Below are 25,837 nucleotides of genomic sequence, written 5' to 3' on the forward strand. Positions count from 1 at the left end.
ACGGGAGCGACTAAGCCCCCGAATCTCTCCCTTATGTATGGCTAAGCTAACTTTTGCTGAAGTTAGCATTGCATAACTTAAGTGTCGAGAGGCACGTACTCGAGCTAGGTCGTGAACTGCCTCACCTTTTGGTCGCAGACACGAGGCTGATAGTTCCTGTCATCCCGCCGGCTTCGGTGTCAGGATCGGGCACGGGCCGGTCCACCCGGACCAGATACTCATGCAACGGTGTCGCCACGGCGTCCCAGCCCCGCGAACCGAACCACTGATCCGCCGGCTGGTGTTGCTGGTTGTACACGAGCGTGAAAAAGGCGTTCTCATCTCCGGAGGACACCGCTTCGGCGCGCTTGGCCTCGAAGGCTTCATCCGGCATCGGCACCGACTCCTCGATGCCGACAAAGCTGCCCGGCGCGGCCAGCGCATCAATTCCAGCAAACAGCTGTTCCTGTGCTGTGGCGGGCAGATAGATCAACAATCCCTCGGCGATCCACGCGGAGGGCCGCGACGGGTCGAAGCCACTCTCCCGCAGGGCCCGCGGCCAGTCGTCGCGCAGATCGATCGCCACCTCGCGGCGCTCGGCCGTCGGCGCCTCCCCCAGCTGATCCACGGTGGCCCGCTTGAATTCGAGCACCCGGGGCTGGTCCAGCTCGTACACCACGGTGCCGTCGATCCACGGCAGCCGGTAGGCGCGCGAGTCCAGGCCGGCCGCCAACAGCACCACCTGTTGCACCCCGGCTTCGATGGCCCGGGTGAAGTACTCGTCGAAGTACTTCGTGCGGGCCCCCTGGAAATTGACGAAGTTCTCGCCGAATTCGGTCTGCAGCGGATGCTCGGGGTCGGTGCCCTCGACCGCTGTCGTCCACTCGCCCCCGACCGTGCGGCAGAACACCTCGGCATATCGGTCGACGGCCAGAGGATCGGCCTTCTGCGCCTCCAATGCCCTTGAGGCAGCTACGAATAACGCTGTCTGCCCAACGCTCGAGGTGATGTCCCAGTTGTCATTGTCTGTTCGGCCGACGCTACGCACCTGCGCGAGGGTACGCCGCGAATCTGGCAGCTACACCAATGGTCGACCGGTGCGGATCCGCCAGTCGAGGTCCTTGAGCAGCACGTTGAACGGGAACTGCCGCAGGAACGACGGCAGCAGGTCGTTGACCGTGCGCAACACCGCGATCAGCCGGTCGAACCGCTTCTGACTCTTGGCATCCCACGGCAACCGCATCTCCTCACGGAACCGCTGCGGCAGGAATCCCGTGGTGATAAGCAGTGCCATCGCATCGAGTCGACGCTGCACGAAACGGGGCAGCACCGGGTTCTTGGGCCGGCCGGCCGCGATCGGATACAGATAGCCGCGCACGGTGTCGTCGATGTGCAGCTTTTCCAGGGATTCCTCCCAGTACCGGTCGAACGCGGCCCGGTCGGCCGGCCACATCGACTCGGGCACCTGCAGTGTGGTGCCCATCGTGACGCTGTCGCGGTAGTGCTGGTCGGCGGTCTTGTCGTCCAGCTCGCCGATGAACATCCGGAACACGTCGACGCCGCCCTTGTAGAGGCAGGCGGCCACCCAGAGCTGGAGGTTCTTGTCGAAAGCGTTGTATTTCACCGGGCTGTCCTCGGTGGAGTACACCTGCGCGTGCGCCTTGTTGACCGCGCGCCGGTAGGCCAACTTCTGTGCGTCGCTGCCGCGGGTGGCCACGGCCAGATAGGTGAAGGTGGTCCTGGCCCGCTTGATGGGATGCAGGTCGGTGCGGCCGCTGTCGACGCGGCTCTCCACGACGCCGTAGCCGACGCCCGGGTTGGCCAGCTGCATGATCACGTTGGCCGGGCCGGCCAGCAGCGCCACGCCCATCAGACCGTCGTCGAAGCTGGCGGCTCGCCGGCGGCGCTTGGGCGCAGCCCCCGGGCGCGACGAGTCACTCATCGCCCGTTCGACATGCGGGATCGGTTCGCTGACCGTCATGGCCACCCCTTCTAAAACTGAGAACGTGTGATTCCTGATATTGGCCTGTCAGCCTGACGGGTGTCAAGATGTGTGGGTGAAGCAGGTCCGTCCGTACCGCGGCATCGAGGCTGCCGACCGCCTCGCGCAGCGGCGCAGCCAGCTGCTGGAAGCGGGGCTGGACCTACTGGGGGCCGAGGATGCCGAGGTGACGGTGCGTGCCGTGTGCCGCACCGCCGGGTTGGCCGCCCGGTATTTCTACGAGAGCTTCGCCGACAAAGACGACTTCATCGGCGCGGTCTTCGACTGGGTGATCGCCGATATCGCGACCTCGACGCAGGCCGCCGTCGCCGCCGTCCCACTGGCCGACCAGACCATGGCCGGGATGGCCAACATCGTGCACCTGATCGCCCAGGACCGGCGGATCGGCCGGCTGTTGTTCAGTGTCAAACTGTCCAACGAGGTGCTGGCCCGCAAACGCGTCGAGTCAACGGCGCTCTTCGCCACTCTTCTCGGTCAGCACGCCGGCGATGCCCTGCACCTGCAGGAGAACGACTATCTCAGAGCCACTTCCTATTTCGCGGTCGGCGGGGTGACCCAGACGATCAGCGCGTGGCTGTCCGGTGAGATCGCGCTGTCTCCCGACCAACTCATCAACCAGTTGCGCTCGATGCTCGACGCGGTGGCCGGCATGCAGCAACCGGGGAGCTGACGTGCCGGGCCCGGTATTGCTGCGTCCCGGCGCGGCGCTGGCCCCCCACATCCAGTTCTTCGGATACTGGCAGAACGCCCAGGCCTCGACGCACCGCAGCCGGGCACTCCCCCGCGGCGCCGCGACCGTGATCATCGATCTCGACGCCCGTGCACAGGTCGATTTCTACGCCGCCGACGCCACCACCCGCCTCGACGTCGGCGCTGCCTTCATCGCCGGGGCAGGGGTCACCTCCTACGTCACCCAGATCGACCCCGCACAGACCGTGCTGACCATCCATTTCCGTCCGGGTGGCGCCGCGGCATTCCTTCCGGCTCCGCTGCACGACCTCGAGGACACCTGCGTCGGGCTGGAAGCGGTCTGGGGCCGGGCCGGGTCGGCCCTGCGCGACCGCCTGATCGAGGCGTCCTCGGTACCTGCGCGGATCGCACTGGTCGAGTCATTTCTTCTGGCGCGCATGCGGTCCCGTGCTCCTTCGATCGAGGCGGTCCTACATGCCGCCGAACGACGGCCCTCGCTGCGGGTCGCCGATGCCTGCGCCCTGACCGGATTGTCGGCCCGCCGGCTGATCGCGTCGTTCCGTTCCGAGGTGGGCCTGACCCCCAAGACCTATCTGCGGGTGCGCCGGTTCCAGGCCGCGTTGCGGATGCTCGACGCCGGCGACGCCCGCGGTGCCGAGATCGCGGCCGATCTGGGCTACTTCGACCAGGCCCATTTCGTCCGGGAGTTCCGGTCGTTCACCGCCATGACGCCGACGCAGTACACCCAGCGCCGCACGTGGCTGCCCAGCCATGTCGGTGTCGGCAAAAATATCCAAGACCCGAGCACTGCCGGGCGCGCATGATGGCGACATGACCAACTCCGGACAGACTCCAGGTCAGGCAGTGGCCGACACCGGCGTCCTGGTGGCGGCCATCCGCGCCGAGGAAACCCGCCGCCCCGACCGGCTTTTCGATGATCCGTTCGCAGAGCGCCTGGCAGGTGAGTCCGGTCGGCGGATGCTCGCTGACGCCGTCGCCACCAGTGGGGACAAGTCCACGCTGCAGATCGTGGTGCGCACCCGGTTCTGGGACGAGGCACTGCTCACCGCCGTGCCACCGGTCAGGCAGGTGGTGATCGTCGCCGCGGGCCTGGACGCCCGGGCCTACCGGCTGCCATGGCCCGACGGCACCACGGTGTTCGAACTCGATCAGCCCGCGGTGATCGCGGCCAAGGCTGAGGCGCTGGCCGGCGACGAACCGCGCTGCCTGCGGGTGGCCATCGGCGTCGATCTCACCACCGACTGGACCGATACCTTGCGATCCAACGGCTTTGACCCGGAATTGCCTGCCGCCTGGTTGATGGAAGGGCTGCTGCAGTATCTGGACGAGGGCGCCGTGCACACGCTGTTCGAGCGGGTCGACGCGCTCTCGGCGCCCGGTTCGGTGCTGCTCTACGACATCGTCGGCAAGACACTGCTGGACAGCGTGATGCTGGCCCCGGTCCTCGACCAGATGTCCCGCAACGGGGCGCCGTGGCTGTTCGGCACCGACACCCCGGAGCAGCTGTGCGAGCGACTGGGCTGGTCGGCGGCCGTCACCGATGTGGCCGCACCGGGGAACGAGTGGAACCGGTGGTTCGCCCCCGCGGTCCCGCTGGATGTCCCAGGGGTGCCGCGCGGGTATTTCGTCACCGCCACCAAGTAGGACGCCGGAACGCGGTAGGCCCTCAACCACTCCTGCCACGCACTGCGACGAATATGCGGGTTTCTGTGACCACAGACGGAGAATGCCGCAACAAGCTACACGCTCGCCACAGTGTCCGGAACTGACTAGCCGGCCGGCACCGGCGGACGCCGGTCAGCCGCGGTCTTGGGCGCCGCCTGCACATCGTTGTCGGCGAATTCCTTCGTCCAGCATGCGAATTCCAGGGTGATCCCGTCCGGGTCGAGGAAGTAGAACGACCGAACGTAGACCCCTGGATGCACCGTCGCCGACGCTTGCATCGGGCTGTCGTCGTGGTTGAGCACCGGGCCGACGCGAATACCCTTGGCCTTGAGCTTCTGCCGGTACTCGTCGAACTTCTCGGCGGGCACGTGCAGGGCGATGTGGTTGAGCGATCCGGTGGCGCTGACGAATTCGCCGATGCCGGGGATCGCGGCCGGCGCGGAGATCCCGGGCACGCCGTCGGGTGCCTCACGGAACCAGAAGAAGGCGATGCAGTCCCCGTTGCCCGCGTCGAAGAAGAAATGCTGCCCCATGCCGCCGGGGAGGTCGAGCGACTTGATCAGGGGCATGCCGAGCACGTTGGTGTAGAAGTCGACCGTGCGCGCCATGTCCGCGCACACCAGCGCCACATGGTTGATTCCGCCGAACTCGAACTCGGAGTTGGGATTGTTGGGCTTGATCACGTCGATGAACCTCCGGGGCGAACGCGCCAAGGACTGGCGCAGATGCGAATCTGAATCTAACATCAGATTCAGATGTGATCAATGGCCGTGCGGGATTTTCCCGGCCCGCCGGGAGTGAGGAATCAGTGACCGTCAGCCCCCGTACCCCGTTGCCGACCGCGCGTGGCCGCCAGACCCAGGCGGCGATCGACACCGCGGCCCGTGCGGTGATCGCCCGCAAGGGCATCCTGGCCACCACGATCTCCGACATCGCCTCCGAAGCAGGCCGGTCGGCCGCGTCGTTCTACAACTACTACGCCTCGAAAGAGGCCATGGTCCGCGAATGGGCGCTGCGATTCCGTAACGAGGCCCGCGAACGCGCCCTTCCCGCGACTGGGCCGAACCTGACCAACTGGGAACGCAGCCACCAGGCCGCCTCCGCCCATTGGACGACCTACCGGCACCGGCTGGCCGAGATCATCGCCGTGTCCCAGATGGCGATGATCGACGACGACTTCGCCGAATACTGGGACGAGATCTGCCAGCTGCCGATCGCGATGATCACCGAGATGGTCAAACATGCTCAGCAGCAAGGATTCTGCCCCGAGGACGACGCCCACCTGACCGCTGTTGCGCTGGTGTCGATGCTCAACCAGTTCTGCTACGTCCAGCTGTCCGGAGGGCGCGACGCCGCCGCCGACGACTCCGCATGCATCACCACCCTGGCCAACGTGTTCTACCGGACCATCTACCACGAGGAGACCTCCCGCTCATGACCAATGCGTCACCGGAAGTGGTTCGCGAGTTCATCGGCCTGGACTCGCCGACGGCCCAGCGCGCCGGTGCGGGCGGATACCCCTGCCAGGGCCTCTATTACCGGAGCGCAGACCACAAGCCCACGGTCGCGGTGATCGCCACTCACTATCAGATCGACTTCTCCGAGCACTACATCGCCGACTACCTGGCCGGCAGGGGCATCGGCTTCCTCGGCTGGAACACCCGCTTCCGCGGATTCGAGAGCAGCTTCCTGCTGGACCACGCGCTGGTCGACATCGGGGTGGGCGTGCGCTGGCTCCGTGAGGTACAGGGCATCGAAACCGTTGTTCTGCTGGGCAATTCCGGTGGCGGTTCCTTGATGGCGGCCTACCAGTCTCAAGCCGTCGATCCGAACGTACGGCCACTCGAGGGCATGCGGCCGGCCGCGGGCCTGACCAAACTGCTCCCCGCCGACGGGTATGTGGCCAGCGCGGCCCATCCGGGCCGCCCGGACGTGCTGACCGCCTGGATGGACGGGGCGGTCGTCGACGAGACCGACGCCATCGCCAGCGACCCCGAACTGGACCTGTTCGGCGAGCGCAACCCGGCACCCTTCTCGGCCGAGTTCGTGGCGCGCTACCGCGCAGCCCAGGTCGCCCGTAACGAGAAGATCACCGACTGGGCCGAGGACGAACTCAAAAGGATTCAGGCAGAAGGATATTCGGACCGGCCCTTCACCGTGATGCGCACCTGGGCCGACCCGAGGATGGTCGATCCGACAGTCGAGCCGACCCGCAGGCAGCCCAACCTGTGCTACGCCGGGGTGCCGATCAAGGCCAACCGGTCGGCGCGCGGGATCGCCGCGGCCACGACCGTCCGCAACTGGATCGGCATGTGGAGCCTGCGGCATGCCCAGACCCGGGCCGAACCGCACCTGGCCCGGATCGCCTGCCCGGCCCTGGTGATCAACGCCGACCAGGACACCGGGGTCTACCCATCCGATGCCAAACGCATCTACGACGCGCTGGCGAGCACGGACAAGTCCCAGTGCTCGATCGACACCGATCATTACTTCACCACTGCCGGCGCGCGCGACGAGCAGGCCGATACCATCGCCCGATGGATCACGAAGCGGTGGCGGTGAACCCCGGCCGGATCAGGGTCCTGGCCCACTTCACCCCCGGTGACAAGGTGATGGATTTTCTTGCACCTCACCGGGACTGGCTCGATGTGACGTTCTGCGCCGAGGGCGACGACACCACGTTCTACCGGGAGCTTCCCTCCGCCGAGGTGCTCTGGCATGTGTTACGGCCGGTGTCGGGTGACGACCTGGAGCGCGGTCTGCGGCTGCGACTGGTGCACAAGTTGGGCGCCGGGGTGAACACCATCGACGTCGACACCGCTACCCGGCTGGGCATCCTGGTCGCCAACATGCCCGGGGCCAATGCCCCCTCCGTGGCCGAGGGCACCGTGCTGCTGATGCTGGCCGCACTGCGCAGGTTGCCCGAGCTCGACCGTGCCACGCGGGACGGCACGGGCTGGCCCTCGGATCACACCCTGGGCGAAACCGTGCGCGACATCAGCGGGTGCACCGTCGGCCTGCTCGGCTACGGCAACGTCGCCAAGCGGGTGGAGAAGATCGTGGTCGCGATGGGCGCCGATCCCTCACAGGTGATCCACACCAGCACCCGCGACACCGGCCATCCGCAGTGGCGCAGCCTGCCGGATCTCCTGGCCGCCAGCGATATCGTCTCGCTGCACCTCCCGCTGACCGAGGCCACCAGCGGGCTGCTCGACAGCAAGGCCCTGGCTTCGATGAAGCCCGGCGCCGTCGTCGTCAACACCGCGCGCGGCCCGATCATCGACGAGTCCGCCCTCGTCGAGGCGCTGCGCACCGGGCAGTTGGCCGCGGCAGGCCTGGACGTCTTCGCCGAGGAGCCCGTGCCACCGGGAAATCCCCTGCTCGAGCTGCCCAACGTGGTGCTCACCCCGCACGTCACCTGGTACACCGTCGACACCATGCGCCGTTACCTGACCATGGCAGTGGACAACTGCCGGCGCATCCGCGACGGCGAGCACCTGGCCCACGTAGTAAACGGGGTTAGATAGGCCGCTGGAGTGGCGCCGGTCACGCCGGGGTACCCTCGGCCCAACCGACCGGTTAATAGATATATGCCCCGGATGGAGGACCCGCATGCCTATTGCGATCACGTCTGAGCACAGCGATCTGGCCGATTCTGTTCGGTCCCTGGTAGCGCGGGTGGCGCCCTCGGAGCTGCTCCACGAGGCCCTCGAAGTGCCGATCCCCAACCCTCCCCCATATTGGAAAGCCGCCGCCGAACAGGGCCTGCAGGGCGTTCACCTCTCGGAATCCGTTGGCGGGCAAGGCTTCGGAATCCTCGAGCTGGCCATCACCTTGGCCGAGTTCGGCTACGGCGCGGTCCCGGGGCCCTTCGTCCCTTCGGCGATCGCCGGCGCGCTGATCTCGGCCGACGACCCCGAGGCCAAGATCTTGGGTGGGCTGGCCTCCGGCGAGACCATCGCCGCCTATGCCATCGACTCGGGCCTGACCGCGACCCGGCACGGCGACGGCCTGGTCATCCGCGGCGAGGCGCGAGCGGTGCCTGCCGCGGCGCAGGCATCGGTGCTGGTGCTGCCGGTTGCGATCGAGTCCGGAGTCCAGTGGGTGGTGCTCGACGCCGCCCAGCTGGAGATCGAGCCGGTGCAGAGCGTCGACCCCCTGCGCCCGCTGGCCCACGTACGGGCCAATGCCACCGAGGTGACCGGCGATCGCGTTCTTTCTCGCCTGAGCCGCGCCCACGCCCGCGCCCTGATCACGACCCTGCTGTCAGCCGAGGCGATCGGTGTCGCCCGCTGGGCCACCGACACCGCCACCGCGTACGCCAAGATCCGCGAACAATTCGGCAGGCCGATCGGCCAGTTCCAGGCGATCAAACACAAGTGCGCCGGGATGATCGCCGAGACCGAGCGGGCGACGGCGGCGGTCTGGGACGCCGCCCGTGCGCTCGACGATGCCCAGGAAGACCCTTCTGCAGAAACCCATTTCGAGTTCGCCGCCGCGGTGACCGCCACACTGGCACCCGCCGCCGCGCAGCACACCACCCAGGACTGCATCCAGGTCCACGGCGGTATCGGATTCACCTGGGAGCACGACACCAACGTCTACTACCGGCGCGCACTCGTGCTGGCCGCATGCTTCGGCCGGTCCTCGGACTACCCGCAGGCGGTGGTCGATAGCGCGACCACAACCGGAATGCGCCCGGTCGACATCGACCTCGATCCCGACACCGAGAGGCTGCGCGACGAGATCCGCGCGGAAGTCGCCGGACTGAAGGCGATTCCGAGCGGCGCCGAGCGCAACACCGCGATCGCCGAGGGCGGATGGGTGCAGCCGCACCTGCCCAGGCCGTGGGGCCGCGCGTCGGAGCCCATCGAGCAGATCATCATCGCCCAGGAGTTCAGCACCGGCCGCGTGCGCCGGCCACAGATGGGCATCGCCTCGTGGATCATCCCGTCGATCGTGGCGTTCGGCACCGACGAGCAGAAGCAGCGCTTCCTGCCGCCGACGTTCCGTGGCGAGATGATCTGGTGCCAGCTGTTTTCCGAGCCGGGCGCGGGCTCGGACCTGGCCAGCCTGACCACCAAGGCCACCAAGGTCGACGGCGGCTGGCGCATCACCGGGCAGAAGATCTGGACGACGGGTGCGCAGTTCTCGGAGTGGGGTGCCCTGCTGGCGCGGACGGACTCCCACGCTCCCAAACACAATGGCATCACGTACTTCCTGCTGGACATGAAGGCCCCTGGCGTCGAGGTGAAGCCGCTGCGGGAGCTGACCGGCAACGCGATGTTCAACACCGTGTTCATCGACGACGTGTTCGTGCCCGACGACATGGTGCTCGGTGAGGTCAACCGCGGCTGGGAGGTCAGCCGCAACACGCTGACCAACGAGCGGGTGTCGATCGGCAGCAGTGAGCCACCGTTCCTGGCCAACCTCGACCAGTTCGTGGAGTTCCTGCGGGACGGGCAGTTCGACCAGATCGAGCAGAACCACGCCGGGCAGCTGATCGCCGAGGGGCACGCCGCCAAGGTGCTGAACCTGCGGTCGACCCTGCTGACGTTGGCCGGCGGAGATGCCATGCCGGCCGCGGCGATCTCCAAGCTGCTGTCGATGAAGACCGGCCAGGGCTACGCGGAGTTCGCGGTCGCCTCCTTCGGCACCGACGGAGCCGTCGGGGATCCCGAACAGGAGTTCGGCCGCTGGGCCGAGTACCTGCTGGCCAGCCGAGCCACCACGATCTACGGCGGTACCACCGAGGTTCAGCTGAACATCATCGCCGAACGCCTGTTGGGCCTGCCCCGCGACCCGTAGGCCGGAGGCGGCTCAGGAGCGCGTTGCCTTGGCGACGAGTTCGCGTACGTCGCGCAGGTGGTCCTCCATGGCCCGACGCGCGGCCAGACCGTCGTGAGTCCGAACCGCATCGAAGATCTCCTGGTGACCACGTACCGACGCGCAGCGCCCGTGCCTCGTGGAATGCGAGTGCTTGCGCACCTCACCGGTCCACTCACTGGCCAGCGTCTGCAGTGCGGTCAGAAGCGGATTCTGCGCGGCTTGGGCGAGCAGCAGGTGAAACTCCACGTCGAGACGAAGTGACTCGGCCTGCAGGAGGTTCTCGTGCGACTTGTCGAGTACGTCGCGAAGCTGAAGCAGGTTCGCCGACGTAGCCCGGTGTGCCGCGAGTTCTGCGATCGAGGGCTCGATGACAGAACGCAATTCGGCGGCATGCTCTTGCTCTGTGCCGCCGCCGGCTATCGCCAGCAGCTCGTCGACGCTTGCCGTCGGCGCCAGCACGATGGTTCCGCGGCCCCGGACGCGCGAGACGAGACGCTTCGATTCGAGTTCGTGCATCGCCTCCCGAAGCGAGGACCGCGATACTGACATCGACGCCGCGAGCTCACGTTCCGACGGGAGCCGCGTCCCGGGCGAGATCTCGCCCGTCGCGATGAGACGCTCGAAATGCGCTGCCAGCGCGACCGATACACTTTGCGGCCGCTGGATCAACGGCGGGATCGCCCCGCCTGCAGGTGCGTTCAACTCAGTTCCTGCCTCCCTGTTCAGATCCCAACATAGGTCCGATGGTCGGGCCAAGCAGTCCAAAAACCGACGCAGGCCGTTTCCGTCGGGATAACTCTTTGTTACCCGTGTTACGAGACGCGTTCCCGGCGTGCTGCTCCGTTGGCGGCCACCTAATTTCAATGCCAGTTGGCCGGACCATCCGGCCATGACCGCCCCGCTCCCCTTCCGCGTCAGTGAATAGGACCTGCCATGAATCGCTCGCGTTGCACCGCACTTCTCGCCGTGGCCGTCGGTGTCGCACTCGCCGGTTGTTCGTCCTCGACCGAAGCGGCGACCACCGGAAAGACCAGTGAATACAGCGATCTGGCCTCCTCTGCGGCATGCACTGACCTGCGCGCCAAGAATCCGGACCTCAACGGCAAGACCCTCACGAATGCGATCAACCCCTACACGCCCGGGTACGAGACGGTGAATCCGGAAAACCCCAGCGAATACCACGGTTTCGACATCGACCTCGGAAACGCGCTCGGCGCCTGCCTTGGCTTCGAAAACGACTACATCCCCGTCGGGTTCTCCGAACTCATCCCGACGGTCGCCAGTGGCCAGGCCGACTGGATCCTCTCCAACCTCTACGCGACGAAGGAGCGCGCCGCCGGCGGAGTCGACTTCATCAGCTATTCAAAGGTATTCGACGGCATCCTGGTGGCCAAGGGCAACCCGAAGAAGATCACCGGGATCGACACCTCGCTGTGCGGACTCACAGTCGGGCTCAACAAGGGATACGTCGAGGTGCCGCTCGTGGAGGCTGTCGGACCCGCCTGCGCGGCAGCCGGCCTCAAGAAGCCGACCGTCAGCCTGTTCGACTCGAGCGCCGACTGCACGCAAGCGGTTCTCGCGGGCCGCGCGGATGCGTACATGAACGACGTCAACACGGTCAACGGTTTCGTCGCCGCCCATCCGGACAAGCTCGACTCGGCCGAGACGGTCATGCTCGACTACACGATCGGTATCGGGGTGCCGCAGGGCAAGCACGAGTTCCGCGATGCCATTCAGGCGGCCCTCACCGAGGTGCAGTCGAGCGGTCTGCAGGACAAGCTCGCCGCCAAATGGAAGCTGACGGAGAACGCGGTCGCCGAACCGACAATCCTCAGCGTCGGCTGATGTCGATGATCAACATCAAAGCGACCCAACGCATATGCCAGAAGTGAGGTGAACTCATGGACAAATTCCTGCACTACCTGACACTGCCGTGGCTGCTCGACGGCATGTTGTTCACCCTCCAGCTCACACTGTACGGCTTCGGCGGCGGTATCGTGCTCGGCGCTCTCCTTGCCGCACTGCAGCTTACGAGATCTCGTACGCTCACCGCGATCGGCCGTACCTACGTCGTCATCTACCGTGGCACCCCGCTGATCCTGCAGCTGGTGTTCGTCTTCACCGCGCTACCCCACATCGGAATCACCCTGCCGCCCTTGGTCGCCGGCTCGGTCGCCCTCGCGATGAACGAAGCGGTCTTCATCTCCGAGATCCTGCGCTCGGGAATCAAGGGCGTCGACCCGGGACAGTCGCTCGCCGGTCGAGCTCTCGGCCTGGAACCCCGCAAGCTCATGCGACGCGTGATCGCCCCTCAGGCATTCCGTTCGATGATCCCCGCCCTGGGCAACGAGTTCATCTCCACCATGAAAAACAGTGCGCTGGCGTCGGTCATCGCTGTACCCGAGCTCACCCTGCGCACTCAACAGCTCGCCTCGGCCACCTTCGACTACTTCTCGATCTACTTCGCGACGGCGGTCATGTATCTCATCCTCACCGCCGTCCTCAGCGTCGTCCAGCTGGTTCTCGAGGACGCACTCAACCTCGACCGCGATCAGAAGTCCCTGCTGTTCCGACTGGGGTTCCGGCGCCGGACGAGTTCACCGGCTCCGCCGACGAACCCCGCCGTCGCGCCCTCGGTTGCTGCCGAGCGCCAGGACATCGGCGAGACCATCCTCGAAGTCCGCGACCTGCACAAGGCCTATGGCGAGAACCGCGTGCTCAACGGCATCAGCATGTCGGTGCGGCAGGGCGAAGTCATTGCGCTGCTGGGGCCGAGCGGATCCGGGAAGAGCACCCTGCTGCGGACGATCAACCACCTCGAGTCGGTCGACACCGGAACGGTTCGCGTCGCCGGGCAGACCCTCGGCTACAACGAATCCGGTACACCGCTTCCCGAAGGACAGATCGCGCGCGCCCGGATCGCCGCCGGCATCGGCATGGTCTTCCAGCACTTCAACCTGTTCAAACACATGACGGCGAAGGAGAACATCGCGGCGCCGCTGCGCTGGATCCAGCGCCTGCCCCCGGAGGAGGCTGCCGAGCGCGCCGACCTGCTGCTGTCGCAGGTGGGCCTGGCCGACAAAGCCGATGTTCTCCCGCACCGGCTGTCCGGCGGGCAGCAACAGCGGGTCGGGATCGCGCGCGCCCTGGCCGCCCGTCCCAGGGTCCTGCTGCTCGATGAACCGACGAGTGCGCTCGACCCCGAACTCGTCGCGGAGGTCCTCGGCGTCATCCGCGGCCTGGCCCACCACCACGGCCTCACGATGATCATCGCGACGCACCAGTTGCGGTTCGCTCTTGAGGTCGCCGACCGGGTCGTCTTCATGGCGGGCGGAGTCGTCGTGGAAGAAGGCACCGCCGAGCAGGTGATCACCCGGCCGCAGAACCCGGTCACCGCCCGATTCGTCAACGCGATGCAGCTGGCGGACGCGTGATGGCCAAACAGTCCTTCAGTTTCACTGCCGTCGAAGGCATTCCGCCGCAGGTCGGTCCGTTCGCCCACGCGACACGGTGGGGAGACACCCTGTACGTGACCGGCCAGATGCCCACCGATCCCGGCACCGGCCGACTCGTCGCCGGCGACGTGGCCGAGCAGGCGAATCAAGTCATGGCGAATCTCTCGGCAGTACTCGCGCAGTTCGACGCCACGCTGGACGACGCCCTGATGGTGCGCGTCTACCTCACCGACTTCGACGACTTCGACGTGTTCAACGCCGAATACGTCAAGTGGTTCGCCGGCCCGCTGCCCAGCCGTACCTGTGTCGGGGTCACCGGCCTTGCGGTGGGAGCGGCCGTCGAGATCGATCTCATCGTCGGACTTTCCCGGCCGCAGTCCAACCCCACCCCGGCACCCATGGAGGCATGATGATCTTCCCGACTCTTCATCCAGGCGAAGGCCACATCGGTGGCGAGCACTACCTGCAATCACACCCCGACGACGTGCTCTGGGGATGGCTTCCCAACGCGAGGACAAAGCCCGTGCTCTCGGTGGCGTCCGGCGAGACGGTGACGATCGACACCGTGAGCCACGAGGGGATCCTCGAAGACCAAGGGCGAGATCCTGTTTCGTACTTCGCGCAGTTCGGCGTCCAGAACGTCCTCAAGGACGTCATCGACATCGCGGCGAGTCCCCTCGCCCATGACGACACCTGCGGGCCACACATCGTCACGGGACCGATCCATGTCGGCGAGGCACGCCCCGGCGACGTACTCAAGGTCGAGATTCTCGACCTCGCGATGCGTGTTCCCTACGGCTTCATCAGCAGCCGGCACGGTTACGGCGCCCTCGCCGGCGAGTTCCCCGAGTTTCCCGACTCCGAGCCGGTACGTGCGGTCGACCAGATCGTCTCGATGGGCACGATCAGTCATTTCAGCTGGGTCGAGAAGCACCAAGGGATGCCGTACGGCATGCTGTCGGCGGGCAGCGACACCGGCCGCACCGTGCGATTCCCGATCAACCCGTTCCTCGGCATCATGGGCGTCGCCCGGGCGACCGAGGACCCGGTGCCATCGGTACCGCCCGGGGACCACGGCGGCAACATCGACATCAAGCATGTGGTGGCGGGTTCGACCCTGTATCTGCCCGTGCAGGTCGACGGGGCCGGCTTTTTCACGGGCGACCCGCATTTCGCACAAGGAAACGGCGAGGTCGCGCTGACGGCGCTCGAGGCACCTCTCCGGGCCACCATGCGATTGTCCGTTCTGAAGTCCGAGGACGCGCGGGCAGCGGTCGGCGCCGTCGCCAACCCGGTGGTGGAAACCGCGACGCACTGGATCCCGACCGGCATGGACGCCGACCTCGACGAGGCCATGCGCATCGCGGTCCGAAATGCCGTCACGTTTCTCAACACTCGACTGAACGTGCCGCGCGATGTCGCCTTCGCGTACCTCTCGGCGGCCGGCGATTTCGAGGTGAGCCAAGTAGTGGACGCGGTCAAGGGAGTGCACTGCATGATCCGGAAGGCCGACTGGGCCGCTTGGTCCTAGGCAGTTTCGCCGGTCGGCCCCGGAAACCGGGGCCAAAGCGACCTGCCCGTTCGACACCGCTGGTGCTACCGTCGAAATAGGCGGCTACCAGAAACGGTTGACACTCAACGATGAGCACGTCACGACTACGCATTCTGCGCCCGGTGCTGCTGGGTGCAGCTGCGCTGTCTGTCGTCATCGCGCCGACCGCCGTGTGGGGGCAGGTCTCCCCGGGGCCCGCCGAGATCCAAGCCGACCCGTGTGTGAACGGCGTCATTCCGTGGAACCCCTACGTGGTGAACTGCAATCTGCAGCCCAGGCCACCCCGGATACGCGGGTCCGCTCCCGATGCGGGCGCCATCATCGCGTGCCGCGGCAAGCCTGGATGTCTGGCCTGGTACATCAACGGGCCGCCGTGACGATGTGAGCGGGCGTCATGGGCAGCGACGAGGACGACGTCGAAAAGAGTTGGCATGACCCGCAGATGTTCCGATCCGCGGTGGGTTACGTGCTGGCCGTACTCGCTGTCGCCGGCGTTGCCCTGACGTTCTATGCCTTTGATCATTCCGTGCTGTCGGCGTCGCTGGTTCCGACGATCGTGTTCGTCGGAGGGGTCGGGGCATTCGTCCGGACCTACCAGGTCTGGCGGGCCGAGGGCACCTGGCCCATCTGGCAGGGCGCAGGGTGGTTCCTGTTGGCGTTCTCGTTGATGTGCCTGGCTGTGCCCGGCTCGGCGTTATTGTCCTAGCGCGCCCTTGGGGAGTGCGGCTTCGACAGCGCGATTCCGGTCGAGGGCTGTTTTCGCGAGGCGCAAGGACAACCGTGGTGACAGCCGCTCCAGGTACCAGAACGCCTTCCACCATGCCGGCACGATGATGATCGCGTCATTGCGCATCACGGCACGCACCACCCGTTCGGCGAACACGTGAGGATCCATGGGCCGCAACGGCTCCCAGACCTTCTTGATGAACTCTTCATCTGTGACGCCAGGGGCCTTGAGCCGACCGAACTTGCCGCCGGTGAGGATCGGGGTGCGGATCACGCCCGGGCAGAGCGCCGATACCCGCACGTTGTGGCGATCGGCCTCGACTCGCAGGGTCCGCGAGATCGCCACGACGGCATGCTTGGTGGCGGAGTAGCTCGCCTGCCCCGCGCCGGTCATGAGACCTGCCATCGACGCCGTGTTCACGATGTGACCGGTGTGCTGCCGGATCATGATCGGATAGACCGCCTGGATGCCGTGCACCACACCGCGCAGGTTCACATCGAAGACATCGTTCCAGTCGTCGAGCGTGTAGGAGTCGACTTCGCCCCCGACCCCGATGCCGGCATTGTTGAACAGATAGTCGATGCGGCCCGACTGCTCCACAACCGTGGCCGCCACGCGTTCGAACGCGGTGGGGTCGCGCACGTCGAGCTCGATCGCGTGTGCTGTTCCTCCGCTCGCATCGAGACGACCTGCGAGGTCCTGTGCGGCGTCGATCTGCCGGTCGGCTATCCAGACCTCGGCGCCTTCGCCGGCCAGCCTGGCCGCCAGCGCGGCACCGATACCTGATGCACCACCGGTGATGACGGCGACCTTGCCTGACGCACTCGACCCCATAGCCGCAGAATACGTTCGATCTCGCTGCCCCGCCGGGAGTTGCCCGACCAGGGGCTAAGGCAGAATCGAGTCGACGTAACCGCCGTCTACCCGCAGCGCTCCACCCGTGGTGGCCGAGGCCAGCGGAGAGGCCAAGTACGTCACCAAGTTTGCGATCTCTTCGGGCTCGATGAGTCGCTGAATCAACGACTGCGGCCGGTGCTTGATCATGAATTCGCGCTGCGCCTCATCCCACGGCAGCGATTTGTCGACGAGTTGGTAGACGAAGTCCTCGACGCCCGCCGTGTGGGTCGGCCCGGCGATCACCGAGTTCACGGTCACACCGGTACCCGCGGCTTCCTTGGCGAAACCGCGCGATACGGCGAGCAACGCCGTCTTGGAGACACCGTAGTGGATCATCTCCGCCGGCGTGACAATGGCGGAGTCACTGGCGATCTGGATCGCCCAGCCCAGCCCCGCTCGGTCATCCCAGGCAGGTAACTGCGGATAAGTCGCACCGAGGCAAGGACATTCACATCGAAGTAGGTGCGCCACTGCTCGTCGGTGATCTCCAACGGCGGCACCGCCCCGAAGATGCCGAGGTTGTTCACCAGGATGTCGACATCGGGCAGTTGCCGCAGCAGCTCGGCCGTCCCCTCCTCGGTGGAGACGTCGGCGGCAATGCCCAGGACGTCGAACTCGCCCAGTTTGGAGACGGCTTCATCGACGCGGGCCTGCGTGCGACCGTTGACGGCGACGCGGGCGCCACTGCGCGCCAGTTGCTCGGCGATGGCCAGCCCGATGCCCTGTGTCGAACCCGTGACGAGCGCGGTCTTTCCGGTCAGTTCGATGTTCACAAGGCTGTACTACCACCGATGTGGGCGAACTATTCCAGGTTGCGCAGCTCGCGCTTGAGGATCTTGCCGGTCGGGTTGCGCGGCAGCTCGTCGAGGAAGACCACCTCACGCGGCACCTTGTACCGCGCCAGGTGCTCTTTGACGTAGGTCTTGACCGCGTCCTCGTCGAGGCTGGCGCCCTCGGCCTTCACCACGAAAGCCTTCAGCCGGGCACCCCATTCCTTGTCCTCGACTCCGAGTGCCGTCGCCTCGATGACATCGGGGTGACCACTGATCAGATCCTCGACCTCGGCCGGGAACACATTCTCCCCGCCGGAGACGATCATCTCGTCATCGCGGCCGCTGACATAGAGCAGACCGTGCTCGTCGAAGTATCCGACATCGCCCGACGACAACATGCCGTCGATGATCTGCTTACCCCCGCCGCCGGTATAACCCTTGAACGGGAAAGTGTTTCGCACGAAGATGCGGCCCACCTGACCCTGCGGCAGCTCGTTGCCGTTGTCGTCGATGATCTTGACGGTGATGCCCTTGACCACCGGCCCGACCGTCGACGGATTGATCGACAGGTCCTTGGGCCGGGCGATGCTCGCGAACGCGATCTCGGTCGATCCGTAGAGGTTGTAGATGACCGGCCCGAGATCCTTGAGCGCCCGGGAGGCCAGCTCGGCGCCGAGCTGGGACCCGGAGACGAACACGATCCGCAGTGAGGACAGGTTGGGCTTCGGCTTCATCTGTTCGAGATGGTCGAGCATCCGCGAGAGCATGACGGGCACCACCACCATGGCGGTGACCTGGTGTTTCTCAACGTCTTCCAACACGGTGGCGGGCTTGAACCGGCGACGCAGCACCAGGGTGGTTCCCAGCATCATCGCGATGGTGGCGTGCAGGAAGCCGAGCGCGTGGAACATCGGCGCGGGCAGCGACGTGACCTCGCCGGCCTTGAACGGGACATGCGACAGCACGCCCCCGATCGGGGCGAGCGACGGCGGAGCGGCCCGGTTGGCGCCCTTGGGCGTCCCGGTGGTGCCGCTGGTCAGGATGATGATCGACGGGTGCTTGCTCGCTTTGGGGGCGGGCCGGCCATTGCCGCGCGCGATGACATCGGCCAGGGTCTCGTCGGTGCTGCCGGAGGGCTTGTCGGAATCCGGGTTGACGCCCAGCGCCCGCAGTTTGCCCAGCTCCGGTTCGGCGTAGGACACCGCCGCGGTGTACTCGTCGTCGTAGATGATCACCTTGGCGCCCTCGCGCTCGGAGACCTCTTTGATCTGCGGGCCCGAGAACTCGGAGTTGAGCAGGATGATCCGGGCGCCCACCCGGGCCGCCCCGTACAGCGCGATCAGGAACCAACGATGGTTGCGGGCCAGGATCCCCACCCCGTCACCGCCCCTGACACCCATCGTGAGCAGCTCGTGGGCCACCGCGTGCGCCGCGGCGTCGAGCTCCCCGAACGTCAGCTCGCCCTCGTCGTCGATCACCGCCGCGCGCTTGGGATGCCTTCGCGCGTTGAGCGCCGGGATCATCCCGATCTCGCCCCAGGTGCGGATGTCACCGAGCATGGCCAGGATGTTCTGTGGCGGCTCCAGCCGTAGCGCACCCGCCTCGAACATCTTGCGCGCATAGTGCAATTCGGCCGCGCCCCGCTCCGCATACTGCTTGGCCTTCGCGGTCACATTCGCGGGCAGATCAGACAGACTTGGCATGTCGCCACAATAAGTGACATCTATCGCACCGCGGGCAGTAACTACCATGTGGTCATGGCCGGTGCAGTGTCGCTGGAGATAGACGGCCTCGAGGTGGCCGTCAGCAACCCCGACAAGGTGGTTTTCCCTGATGCGCACGTCACCAAGCTGGACCTGATCAATTACTACCGGTCGGTGGCCGACGGCGCCCTGCGCGGGGTGTACGGACGTCCGATGATCCTCAAACGGTTCGTCAAGGGCATCTCCGCCGAGGCCATCTTCCAGAAGCGGGCACCCGAGAAGCGACCGGATTATGTGGACGTGGCCGAGCTCAAGTACCGGTCCGGCACGTCGGCCAAGGAGGCGGTCCTGCGCGACACCGCCGGCCTGGCGTGGGCGGTGAACCTGGGGTGCGTCGACCTGAACCCGCACCCGGTGCGGGCCGAGGACCTCGACCATCCCGACGAGCTGCGGGTCGACCTGGATCCGATGCCCGGCGTCGGCTGGTCACAGATCGTCGACGTCGCCCAGGTGGCCCGCGCGGTGCTGGAAGAGCACGGCCTGACGGCGTGGCCCAAGACGTCGGGCTCGCGCGGATTCCACATCTATGCGCGCATCCACCCGAGATGGCCGTTCACCAAGGTCCGGCTCGCCGCCGAGACGGTGGCTCGGGCGGTAGAGCTCAGGGCGCCGGACATCGCGACGGCACGCTGGTGGAAGGAAGAACGAGGCACCCGGGTCTTCGTCGACTTCAACCAGAACGCCAAGGACCGCACGGTGGCCTCGGCCTACTCGGTACGAGCCACGCCCGATGCCCGGGTGTCCACGCCGCTGCGCTGGGACGAGGTCGACGGTTGCGACCCGGAGGCGTTCACGGTCGCCACTGTGCCCGACCGGTTCGCCGAGATCGGCGACCCGTGGGAGGGCATGGACATCACGGTCGGCGATTTGGACCCGTTGCTTGCGCTCGCCAAGGAGCTCGGCCCGGCCGAGAAGGCGCCGAAGGGCGCCTCGCACGATGGGCGAAGGCAATCGACCATGCCCCTGATCGAGATCGCCAAGACCAAGACCAAGGATGAGGCGATGGCGGCGCTGGACGTGTGGCGCGAACGCCATCCCGCGGTGGCCGGGCGGCTGGAACCCGTCGACATCCTGCTCGACGGGATGCGGGGCCCGAGTTCGATCTGGTACCGCGTACGGATCAACCTCCAGCACGTGCCCGAGGCCGAGCGCCCGCCGCAGGAAGAGCTGCTCGCCGACTACAACCCGTGGGAGAACTACCGCGGTGCGCAGTGGAAGCACTGACACGCGCCGGAGGGCTGGGATACTGCCGTGGTGGTCGACGCTGGAGCTGTTCGGGTATCCGCCGTCCGCTCACCGGATCTCGTGTCACGAATGACGGAGCCCACCACGGCGCTCGTTCGGCATCTGGTGGCCGGGGGCGCCGCGTTGGGCTGGGTTGATCCGCCGTCCGAGGCGGAGGTTGCCGAACTACTCGGCGAGGTGGCCGACGCAGCTGTCGTCGGCAATGCCGCATTGCTCGTCGCGGAGGTCGACGAAAAGTTGGCCGGCTTCGCCTACTGGCGCCGGTATTCGCGTCCGACCCACCGGCCCCATGCCGATGTGGAGAAAGTCGCCGTCGACTCGCGGTGGCAAGGCCTGGGCATCGGCCGGCGCCTGATGCAGGAGCTGATCCGGGCCGCCGCCGAATCACAGGTCGAGGTGCTGACCCTGGACCTCCGCGGCGACAACGATCGCGCCGCCCGACTCTATGAGTCGTTGGGCTTCAAGAAGTACGGCGTGCTCGAGAGGTTCGTCGCGGTGGGTGAACGGCGGTACGACAAGTTGTTCTACGCACTGGATTTGCGAGTGCAGGCCTGATTCGAAACGAAATACGCGTCACCACCCGGTCGGTACTGTGATCAGATCAGGCTTTAGCCTCGATCCACCGATGAATTGCCTGTGTAGGTGGGTGTCGATATAAGGAAAGTGCCCCTTGAGCTGGGAGGATTGGTGTTCTCTACGCATCAATCAGGCCAGTTAAGAAAGGCACTTCCAGTGCAAGTGTCCCACGGGTTCGCTGCGTCGTCGGCGGTCTTCGATGAGGATCATCTCGTGTCGTGCGCCGGACTGGTGCCGGTGATGACACTGGCTGAGCAGACCGGCCTGCCGAATCTGTTGGCTGACAAGATCTTCATCCCCGCGCCGAAGATCAAATCCGGGTCAGCGAATCCGGCACCGAAGCTGGCCACGGTGATCGCCGGGATGTGCGCCGGCGCCGACAGCATTGATGACCTCAACATCGTCCGGGCCGGGGGCATGAAAACACTCTTCGGCGATGTGTACGCACCATCAACCATCGGAACCCTGTTGCGGGAGTTCACCTTCGGACACGCACGCCAACTCGAATCAGTCCTGCGCGAACACTTGGCCGCCCTCTGCCGGCGCGTTGAGTTGCTACCCGGATCCGACAGCGGTGTGTTCATCGACATCGACTCCCTGCTACGACCGGTCTACGGCCATGCCAAACAAGGCGCCTCCTACGGACACACCAAAATCGCTGGCAAGCAGGTCCTGCGCAAAGGACTCTCGCCGTTGGCGACCACGATCAGCACCCCCGGTGCGGCGCCGGTGATCGCCGGGATGCGGCTGCGGGCCGGCAAGACCGGCTCCGGTAAAGGAGCCGGTCGAATGGTCGCCCAGGCCATCACCACGGCCCGAGCGGCCGGGGTCACCGGCCAGATCCTGGTCCGCGGCGATTCGTCCTACGGCACCCGCGCCGTCGTCGGCGCCTGCCGACGCCATGGTGCGCAATTCTCGGTGGTCATGGGCCGCAACAGCGCGATCAACCGGGCCATCAACGCCATCGACGACGCGGCGTGGACACCGGTGAAATACCCGGGCGCGGTGCGTGATCCCGACACCGGAGAGTGGATCTCTGATGCCGAAGTCGCCGAAATCAGCTACACCGCATTCGCGGCCACCACAGACCGCTTCACCGCCCGACTGGTGGTACGTCGGGTCAAAGATGCGCGCTTCCGCGACGCCCTGTTCCCGGTCTGGCGGTATCACCCGTTCTTCACCAACACCGACCTACCAACCGCCGACGCCGACATCACCCACCGTCAACACGCGATCATCGAAACTGTCTTCGCCGACCTGATCGCCGGCCCCTTGGCCCACATGCCCTCCGGGCAATTCGGCGCCAACTCCGCGTGGGTGCTCTGCGGGGCCATCGCCCACAATCTGCTGCGCGCCGCCGGTGTGCTTGCCGGTGGAGCGCACGCAGTGGCCCGGGGAGCCACCTTGCGACGCACGATCATCACCGTCCCGGCACGGCTGGCCCGACCGCAACGCCGACCCATCCTGCACCTACCCAGCCACTGGCCCTGGACCGAGCACTGGCTCACCCTGTGGCGCAACACCATCGGCTACAGCCCACCCGCTACCGCAACCGTCTAACCGTCGCCGAACAGGCCCCACCGAAGCACACAGGAAAAGCTGGGCAGACCAGCGGCTACATCCTGCCCACCCCACAAACCGCCGTCAGAATCACCGTCGAACCACACCACTCAAGTCAGTCCACGGATTGAGGTTTAGGAGTGCGTATGCGAATCGCCCTGTTCGCGACCTGCCTGGCGGATGCGATGTTCCCACCCGCGGCGATCGCCACGGTGCAGTTGCTCGAGCGCCTCGGCCACCAGGTGGTCTTTCCGCCCGGCCAAACCTGTTGCGGCCAAATGCATGTCAATACCGGCTATCTCAAAGAAGCCACCGCGCTGGTACGCAACCACGTCCAGGCCTTCGAATCCGCCGACTGCGACGCCGTCGTCGCGCCATCGGGCTCGTGTGTCGGGTCGGTACGTCACCAACACGCGATGGTGGCCCGTCGGGCCGGTGACGAGGGTCTGGCCGGCCGCGCCGAACGACTGGCCGAACGAACCTACGAGTTGTCGGAACTGCTGATCGACGTGCTCGGTGTCGACGACGTCGGCGCCTACTACCCGCACCGCGTCACCTACCACCCGACCTGCCATTCGCTGCGCATGCTCGGGGTCGGCGACAAGCCGCTGCGACTGCTGCGCAACGTGCGGGGACTGACACTGGTGCAGCTGTCCGAGGCCGAATCCTGTTGCGGCTTCGGCGGAACCTTCGCGATCAAGAACTCCGATACGTCCACCGCGATGCTGGCCGACAAGATGGCCCACATCCTGGAGACCGAGGCCGAGGTGTGCAGCGCCGGGGACTCCTCGTGCCTGATGCACATCGGCGGCGGGCTGAGCCGGCTGCGCTCCGGCGTGCGTACCGTGCACCTGGCCGAGATCCTGGCGGCCGACCGATGAGCGAGTTCCTGGGCACCCCCGGCGTCGGAAACCTCCGCGGTGAGGAGCCGTTTCCCGCAGCCGCCCGCACCGCGCTCGCCGACTCCCAACTGCGCCGCAACATCGGGCACGCCACACACACCATTCGCACCAAGCGTCTCAATGCGATACGCGAATGCGACGACTGGGAGCAGTTGCGTGCCGCGGGCAGTGCCCTCAAGCAGGACGTCATGGCACGGCTTCCCGAGTTGCTCGTTCAGCTCGAGGACAACGTCACCCAGCGCGGCGGCGTGGTGCACTGGGCCCGCGACGGCGACGAGGCCAACCGCATCGTCGCCGACCTGATCCGCGCCACCGGCGCCGACGAAGTGGTGAAGGTCAAGTCGATGGCCACCCAGGAGATCGGGCTCAACGAGTATCTGGAAGCCCAGGGCATCGCCGCGTTCGAAACCGATCTGGCCGAGCTGATCGTGCAACTCGGCCACGACAAGCCCAGCCACATCCTGGTGCCGGCCATCCACCGCAACCGCGCCGAGATCCGTGAGATCTTCGACCGGGAGATGCCCGACGCGGGTGAGCTCACCGACGAACCCCGGGTTCTGGCGATGGCGGCCAGGGCCCATCTGCGACGCAAGTTCCTCACCGCGCAGGTCGCGATCAGCGGCGCCAACTTCGGCATCGCCGAGACCGGCACGCTCGCGGTCGTGGAGTCCGAAGGCAACGGACGGATGTGCCTGACGCTGCCGCGGACGCTGATCACGGTGATGGGCATCGAGAAGATCGTGCCCACGTTCACCGATCTCGAGGTGTTCATGCAATTGCTGCCACGCTCCTCGACCGCGGAACGGATGAACCCGTACACCTCGATGTGGACCGGCGTGCACCCCGGCGATGGTCCACAGGAATTCCACCTGGTCCTGCTGGACAACGGCCGCACCCGGGTGCTGGCCGATGAGGTGGGACGCGCCGCCCTGCACTGCATCCGGTGCAGTGCATGCCTGAACGTCTGCCCGGTCTACGAACGGACCGGCGGCCACGCCTACGGCTCGGTCTATCCCGGACCGATCGGGGCGATCCTGAGTCCCCAGCTCACGGGAACGACCGGACACGACGACCCCAACGCCAGCCTCCCCTACGCCTCGTCGCTGTGCGGAGCGTGCTTCGAAGCCTGTCCGGTGCTCATCGACATCCCGTCGATCCTGGTGCACCTGCGCGCCGCCCAGGTGGACCAGGAAAGAGCAGGCCTGCCCAGCGGACAGGATCTGGCGATGAAGGCCGCGGGCTGGGCGATGGCCGGCGCGGGCCGGTTCTCGCTGGCCGAGAAGGCCCTGGGCGCCGGGCGGCTGATCGCCGGGCGCGATCACCGCATCTCCGCACTGCCGTGGCCGGCCTCGAAGTGGACCGCCAGCCGTGACATTCCCGAGCCGCCCGCCGAGACGTTCCGCCAGTGGTGGAACCGGACCCACGAGGGAGGCCGGGGGTGACCGGCCCGACGCCTGAGTCCAGGGCTGCGGTGCTCGACAGGGTTCGCGCGGCCCTGGCGTCGGCACCGCCTCAGGCCGTGGCGGTGCCGCGCGACTATCACCGTGAGACGTTCCCCGGTGCGGGCCACGTCGGGCGGTTCGCCGAGACGGTCGCCGAGTACCGCGCCCGGGTGCATCGCATCGAGGTCGATGCGATCGCGTCGACCGTTCTCGAGCTGGTCGGGCCGCACGCCACGGTGGTCATCCCGGCCGACCTACCGACCGAATGGGTGGCGGGGGTGACGACGCTCGCCGACGCGCCGGCGCTGAGTGTCGAGCAACTCGACAGCGCCGATGCGGTGCTGACCGGATGCGCGCTCGGGATCGCCGCGACCGGGACGATCGTGCTAGATGCCGGACCCGGGCAGGGACGGCGTGCGCTGACTCTGGTGCCCGACCATCACATCTGTGTGGTCCGGGTCGATCAGATCGTGGACACCGTGCCGCAGGCATTCGCCGAGCTGACGCCGACGCGGCCACTGACGTTCATCTCGGGCCCCAGCGCCACCAGCGACATCGAACTACAGCGGGTAGAAGGAGTCCACGGACCCAGGACGCTCGACGTGCTGGTGGTGTGAACCTTACTGGCGAGTAAGCGTCGGAGGGTTCTTAGCAAAGTATTAACGCTGGCTCCCAGCCGCCTTATTTTGCCCGCATACCGTCATGAACAGGTTGACGCGACGGAGCTCAGCCAGAGCTCAAGAAAGACGGCGGGAGGCT

General features: G+C 66.5%; 25 protein-coding genes and 2 pseudogenes. 20 read left to right on the forward strand and 7 right to left on the reverse strand.

Annotated elements, in window-relative coordinates; translation table 11 throughout:
* Window positions 1-121: 121 nt before the first annotated feature.
* Both ACNQVK_RS34245 and ACNQVK_RS34250 read right to left on the reverse strand, forming a co-directional pair.
* Window positions 122-1,027, reverse strand: a complete 906-nt coding sequence (locus ACNQVK_RS34245; protein ID WP_418033238.1) for a class I SAM-dependent methyltransferase — start codon at window positions 1,025-1,027, stop codon at window positions 122-124.
* Window positions 1,028-1,057: 30 nt separating this feature from the next.
* Window positions 1,058-1,960: an oxygenase MpaB family protein gene (locus tag ACNQVK_RS34250; protein WP_418033239.1), complete on the reverse strand. Its 903-nt coding sequence runs from the start codon at window positions 1,958-1,960 to the stop codon at window positions 1,058-1,060.
* Between the two features lie 76 nt (window positions 1,961-2,036).
* On the opposite strand from ACNQVK_RS34250, the gene ACNQVK_RS34255 reads away from it, so the two are divergent.
* The 3 genes from ACNQVK_RS34255 to ACNQVK_RS34265 are packed head-to-tail and all read left to right on the forward strand — an operon-like array spanning window position 2,037 to window position 4,336.
* Window positions 2,037-2,651 carry a TetR/AcrR family transcriptional regulator gene (locus tag ACNQVK_RS34255; RefSeq protein WP_418033241.1) on the forward strand — a complete coding sequence of 205 codons (615 nt, stop codon included), beginning with the start codon at window positions 2,037-2,039 and terminating at the stop codon, window positions 2,649-2,651.
* A 1-nt stretch (window position 2,652) separates the two neighbouring features.
* Window positions 2,653-3,495: a helix-turn-helix domain-containing protein gene (locus tag ACNQVK_RS34260; RefSeq protein WP_418033243.1), complete on the forward strand. Its 843-nt coding sequence runs from the start codon at window positions 2,653-2,655 to the stop codon at window positions 3,493-3,495.
* 7 nt (window positions 3,496-3,502) lie between these two features.
* A complete protein-coding gene (locus tag ACNQVK_RS34265) occupies window positions 3,503-4,336 on the forward strand; it encodes an SAM-dependent methyltransferase (protein WP_418033245.1) in 834 nt (277 codons plus the stop codon).
* A 125-nt stretch (window positions 4,337-4,461) separates the two neighbouring features.
* Here ACNQVK_RS34265 and ACNQVK_RS34270 read toward each other — a convergent pair whose 3' ends face one another.
* Window positions 4,462-5,040 carry a VOC family protein gene (locus tag ACNQVK_RS34270; protein ID WP_409550958.1) on the reverse strand — a complete coding sequence of 193 codons (579 nt, stop codon included), beginning with the start codon at window positions 5,038-5,040 and terminating at the stop codon, window positions 4,462-4,464.
* A gap of 125 nt (window positions 5,041-5,165) precedes the next feature.
* On the opposite strand from ACNQVK_RS34270, the gene ACNQVK_RS34275 reads away from it, so the two are divergent.
* From ACNQVK_RS34275 to ACNQVK_RS34290, 4 genes are all read left to right on the forward strand, one after another.
* Window positions 5,166-5,795: a TetR/AcrR family transcriptional regulator gene (locus ACNQVK_RS34275; protein WP_418033247.1), complete on the forward strand. Its 630-nt coding sequence runs from the start codon at window positions 5,166-5,168 to the stop codon at window positions 5,793-5,795.
* Window positions 5,792-6,919 (forward strand): alpha/beta hydrolase, encoded by a 1,128-nt coding sequence (locus tag ACNQVK_RS34280; RefSeq protein ID WP_418033249.1) that lies wholly within the window; start codon window positions 5,792-5,794, stop codon window positions 6,917-6,919. The genes ACNQVK_RS34275 and ACNQVK_RS34280 overlap by 4 nt, the downstream gene beginning before the upstream one ends.
* Window positions 6,895-7,884, forward strand: a complete 990-nt coding sequence (locus ACNQVK_RS34285) for a 2-hydroxyacid dehydrogenase (RefSeq protein ID WP_418033251.1) — start codon at window positions 6,895-6,897, stop codon at window positions 7,882-7,884. Before ACNQVK_RS34280 ends, ACNQVK_RS34285 begins: the two co-directional genes overlap by 25 nt.
* Before the next feature lie 85 nt (window positions 7,885-7,969).
* Window positions 7,970-10,165, forward strand: coding sequence for an acyl-CoA dehydrogenase (locus ACNQVK_RS34290; protein WP_418033253.1), 2,196 nt, complete (start codon window positions 7,970-7,972; stop codon window positions 10,163-10,165).
* Window positions 10,166-10,177: 12 nt separating this feature from the next.
* On the opposite strand, the gene ACNQVK_RS34295 is transcribed toward ACNQVK_RS34290, so the two are convergent.
* Complete coding sequence (locus tag ACNQVK_RS34295; protein WP_049924853.1) at window positions 10,178-10,888, reverse strand: FadR/GntR family transcriptional regulator; 711 nt, start codon at window positions 10,886-10,888, stop codon at window positions 10,178-10,180.
* 231 nt (window positions 10,889-11,119) lie between these two features.
* Between ACNQVK_RS34295 and ACNQVK_RS34300 the strand changes: the two genes are divergently transcribed.
* The 7 genes and pseudogenes from ACNQVK_RS34300 (at window position 11,120) to ACNQVK_RS34330 (ending at window position 15,899) form a co-directional block, all read left to right on the forward strand.
* The gene (locus tag ACNQVK_RS34300; RefSeq protein ID WP_418033255.1) at window positions 11,120-12,031 is read left to right on the forward strand and encodes an ABC transporter substrate-binding protein; all 912 of its coding nucleotides are present in this window, start codon (window positions 11,120-11,122) and stop codon (window positions 12,029-12,031) included.
* A gap of 56 nt (window positions 12,032-12,087) precedes the next feature.
* A pseudogene (locus tag ACNQVK_RS34305) lies at window positions 12,088-12,705 on the forward strand (amino acid ABC transporter permease); the annotation flags it as partial.
* A gap of 138 nt (window positions 12,706-12,843) precedes the next feature.
* Complete coding sequence (locus ACNQVK_RS34310) at window positions 12,844-13,620, forward strand: amino acid ABC transporter ATP-binding protein (RefSeq protein ID WP_418034503.1); 777 nt, start codon at window positions 12,844-12,846, stop codon at window positions 13,618-13,620.
* Window positions 13,620-14,051, forward strand: a complete 432-nt coding sequence (locus tag ACNQVK_RS34315) for a RidA family protein (RefSeq protein WP_418033257.1) — start codon at window positions 13,620-13,622, stop codon at window positions 14,049-14,051. Before ACNQVK_RS34310 ends, ACNQVK_RS34315 begins: the two co-directional genes overlap by 1 nt.
* Window positions 14,051-15,172, forward strand: a complete 1,122-nt coding sequence (locus ACNQVK_RS34320; protein WP_418033259.1) for an acetamidase/formamidase family protein — start codon at window positions 14,051-14,053, stop codon at window positions 15,170-15,172. Before ACNQVK_RS34315 ends, ACNQVK_RS34320 begins: the two co-directional genes overlap by 1 nt.
* Before the next feature lie 110 nt (window positions 15,173-15,282).
* Window positions 15,283-15,570, forward strand: coding sequence for a hypothetical protein (locus ACNQVK_RS34325; RefSeq protein ID WP_418033261.1), 288 nt, complete (start codon window positions 15,283-15,285; stop codon window positions 15,568-15,570).
* Window positions 15,571-15,587: 17 nt separating this feature from the next.
* Window positions 15,588-15,899, forward strand: a complete 312-nt coding sequence (locus ACNQVK_RS34330; protein WP_090424009.1) for a hypothetical protein — start codon at window positions 15,588-15,590, stop codon at window positions 15,897-15,899.
* Here ACNQVK_RS34330 and ACNQVK_RS34335 read toward each other — a convergent pair.
* From ACNQVK_RS34335 to fadD2, 3 genes and pseudogenes are all read right to left on the reverse strand, one after another.
* Window positions 15,888-16,754, reverse strand: a complete 867-nt coding sequence (locus ACNQVK_RS34335; RefSeq protein WP_418033264.1) for an SDR family NAD(P)-dependent oxidoreductase — start codon at window positions 16,752-16,754, stop codon at window positions 15,888-15,890. The two genes, ACNQVK_RS34330 and ACNQVK_RS34335, sit on opposite strands and share 12 nt — an antisense overlap.
* Before the next feature lie 54 nt (window positions 16,755-16,808).
* Window positions 16,809-17,590, reverse strand: a pseudogene (locus ACNQVK_RS34340) (SDR family NAD(P)-dependent oxidoreductase).
* A 29-nt stretch (window positions 17,591-17,619) separates the two neighbouring features.
* Window positions 17,620-19,293, reverse strand: coding sequence for a long-chain-fatty-acid--CoA ligase FadD2 (gene fadD2, locus ACNQVK_RS34345; protein ID WP_418033266.1), 1,674 nt, complete (start codon window positions 19,291-19,293; stop codon window positions 17,620-17,622).
* 54 nt (window positions 19,294-19,347) lie between these two features.
* Here fadD2 and ligD point away from each other — a divergent pair, with 54 nt between their 5' ends.
* The 6 genes from ligD to ACNQVK_RS34375 all read left to right on the forward strand — a co-directional run bounded on the left by ligD (window position 19,348) and on the right by ACNQVK_RS34375 (window position 25,695).
* A complete protein-coding gene (gene ligD / locus ACNQVK_RS34350) occupies window positions 19,348-20,577 on the forward strand; it encodes a non-homologous end-joining DNA ligase (protein ID WP_418033268.1) in 1,230 nt (409 codons plus the stop codon).
* Window positions 20,578-20,607: 30 nt separating this feature from the next.
* Window positions 20,608-21,153 carry a GNAT family N-acetyltransferase gene (locus ACNQVK_RS34355; protein ID WP_418033270.1) on the forward strand — a complete coding sequence of 182 codons (546 nt, stop codon included), beginning with the start codon at window positions 20,608-20,610 and terminating at the stop codon, window positions 21,151-21,153.
* A 177-nt stretch (window positions 21,154-21,330) separates the two neighbouring features.
* Entirely contained in the window at window positions 21,331-22,734 is a 1,404-nt protein-coding gene (locus tag ACNQVK_RS34360) for an IS1380 family transposase (RefSeq protein WP_011768002.1), read from the forward strand.
* Window positions 22,735-22,880: 146 nt separating this feature from the next.
* Window positions 22,881-23,615, forward strand: coding sequence for a (Fe-S)-binding protein (locus tag ACNQVK_RS34365; protein ID WP_418033271.1), 735 nt, complete (start codon window positions 22,881-22,883; stop codon window positions 23,613-23,615).
* Window positions 23,612-25,078, forward strand: coding sequence for a LutB/LldF family L-lactate oxidation iron-sulfur protein (locus tag ACNQVK_RS34370; protein WP_418033273.1), 1,467 nt, complete (start codon window positions 23,612-23,614; stop codon window positions 25,076-25,078). The genes ACNQVK_RS34365 and ACNQVK_RS34370 overlap by 4 nt, the downstream gene beginning before the upstream one ends.
* Window positions 25,075-25,695, forward strand: coding sequence for a LutC/YkgG family protein (locus ACNQVK_RS34375; protein WP_418033274.1), 621 nt, complete (start codon window positions 25,075-25,077; stop codon window positions 25,693-25,695). The genes ACNQVK_RS34370 and ACNQVK_RS34375 overlap by 4 nt, the downstream gene beginning before the upstream one ends.
* The last annotated feature ends 142 nt before the right edge of the window (window positions 25,696-25,837 follow it).

Origin of the sequence: Mycobacterium sp. 134 (assembly GCF_048282715.1) — a bacterium.
GTDB classification, from domain to species: Bacteria; Actinomycetota; Actinomycetes; order Mycobacteriales; family Mycobacteriaceae; genus Mycobacterium; species Mycobacterium septicum.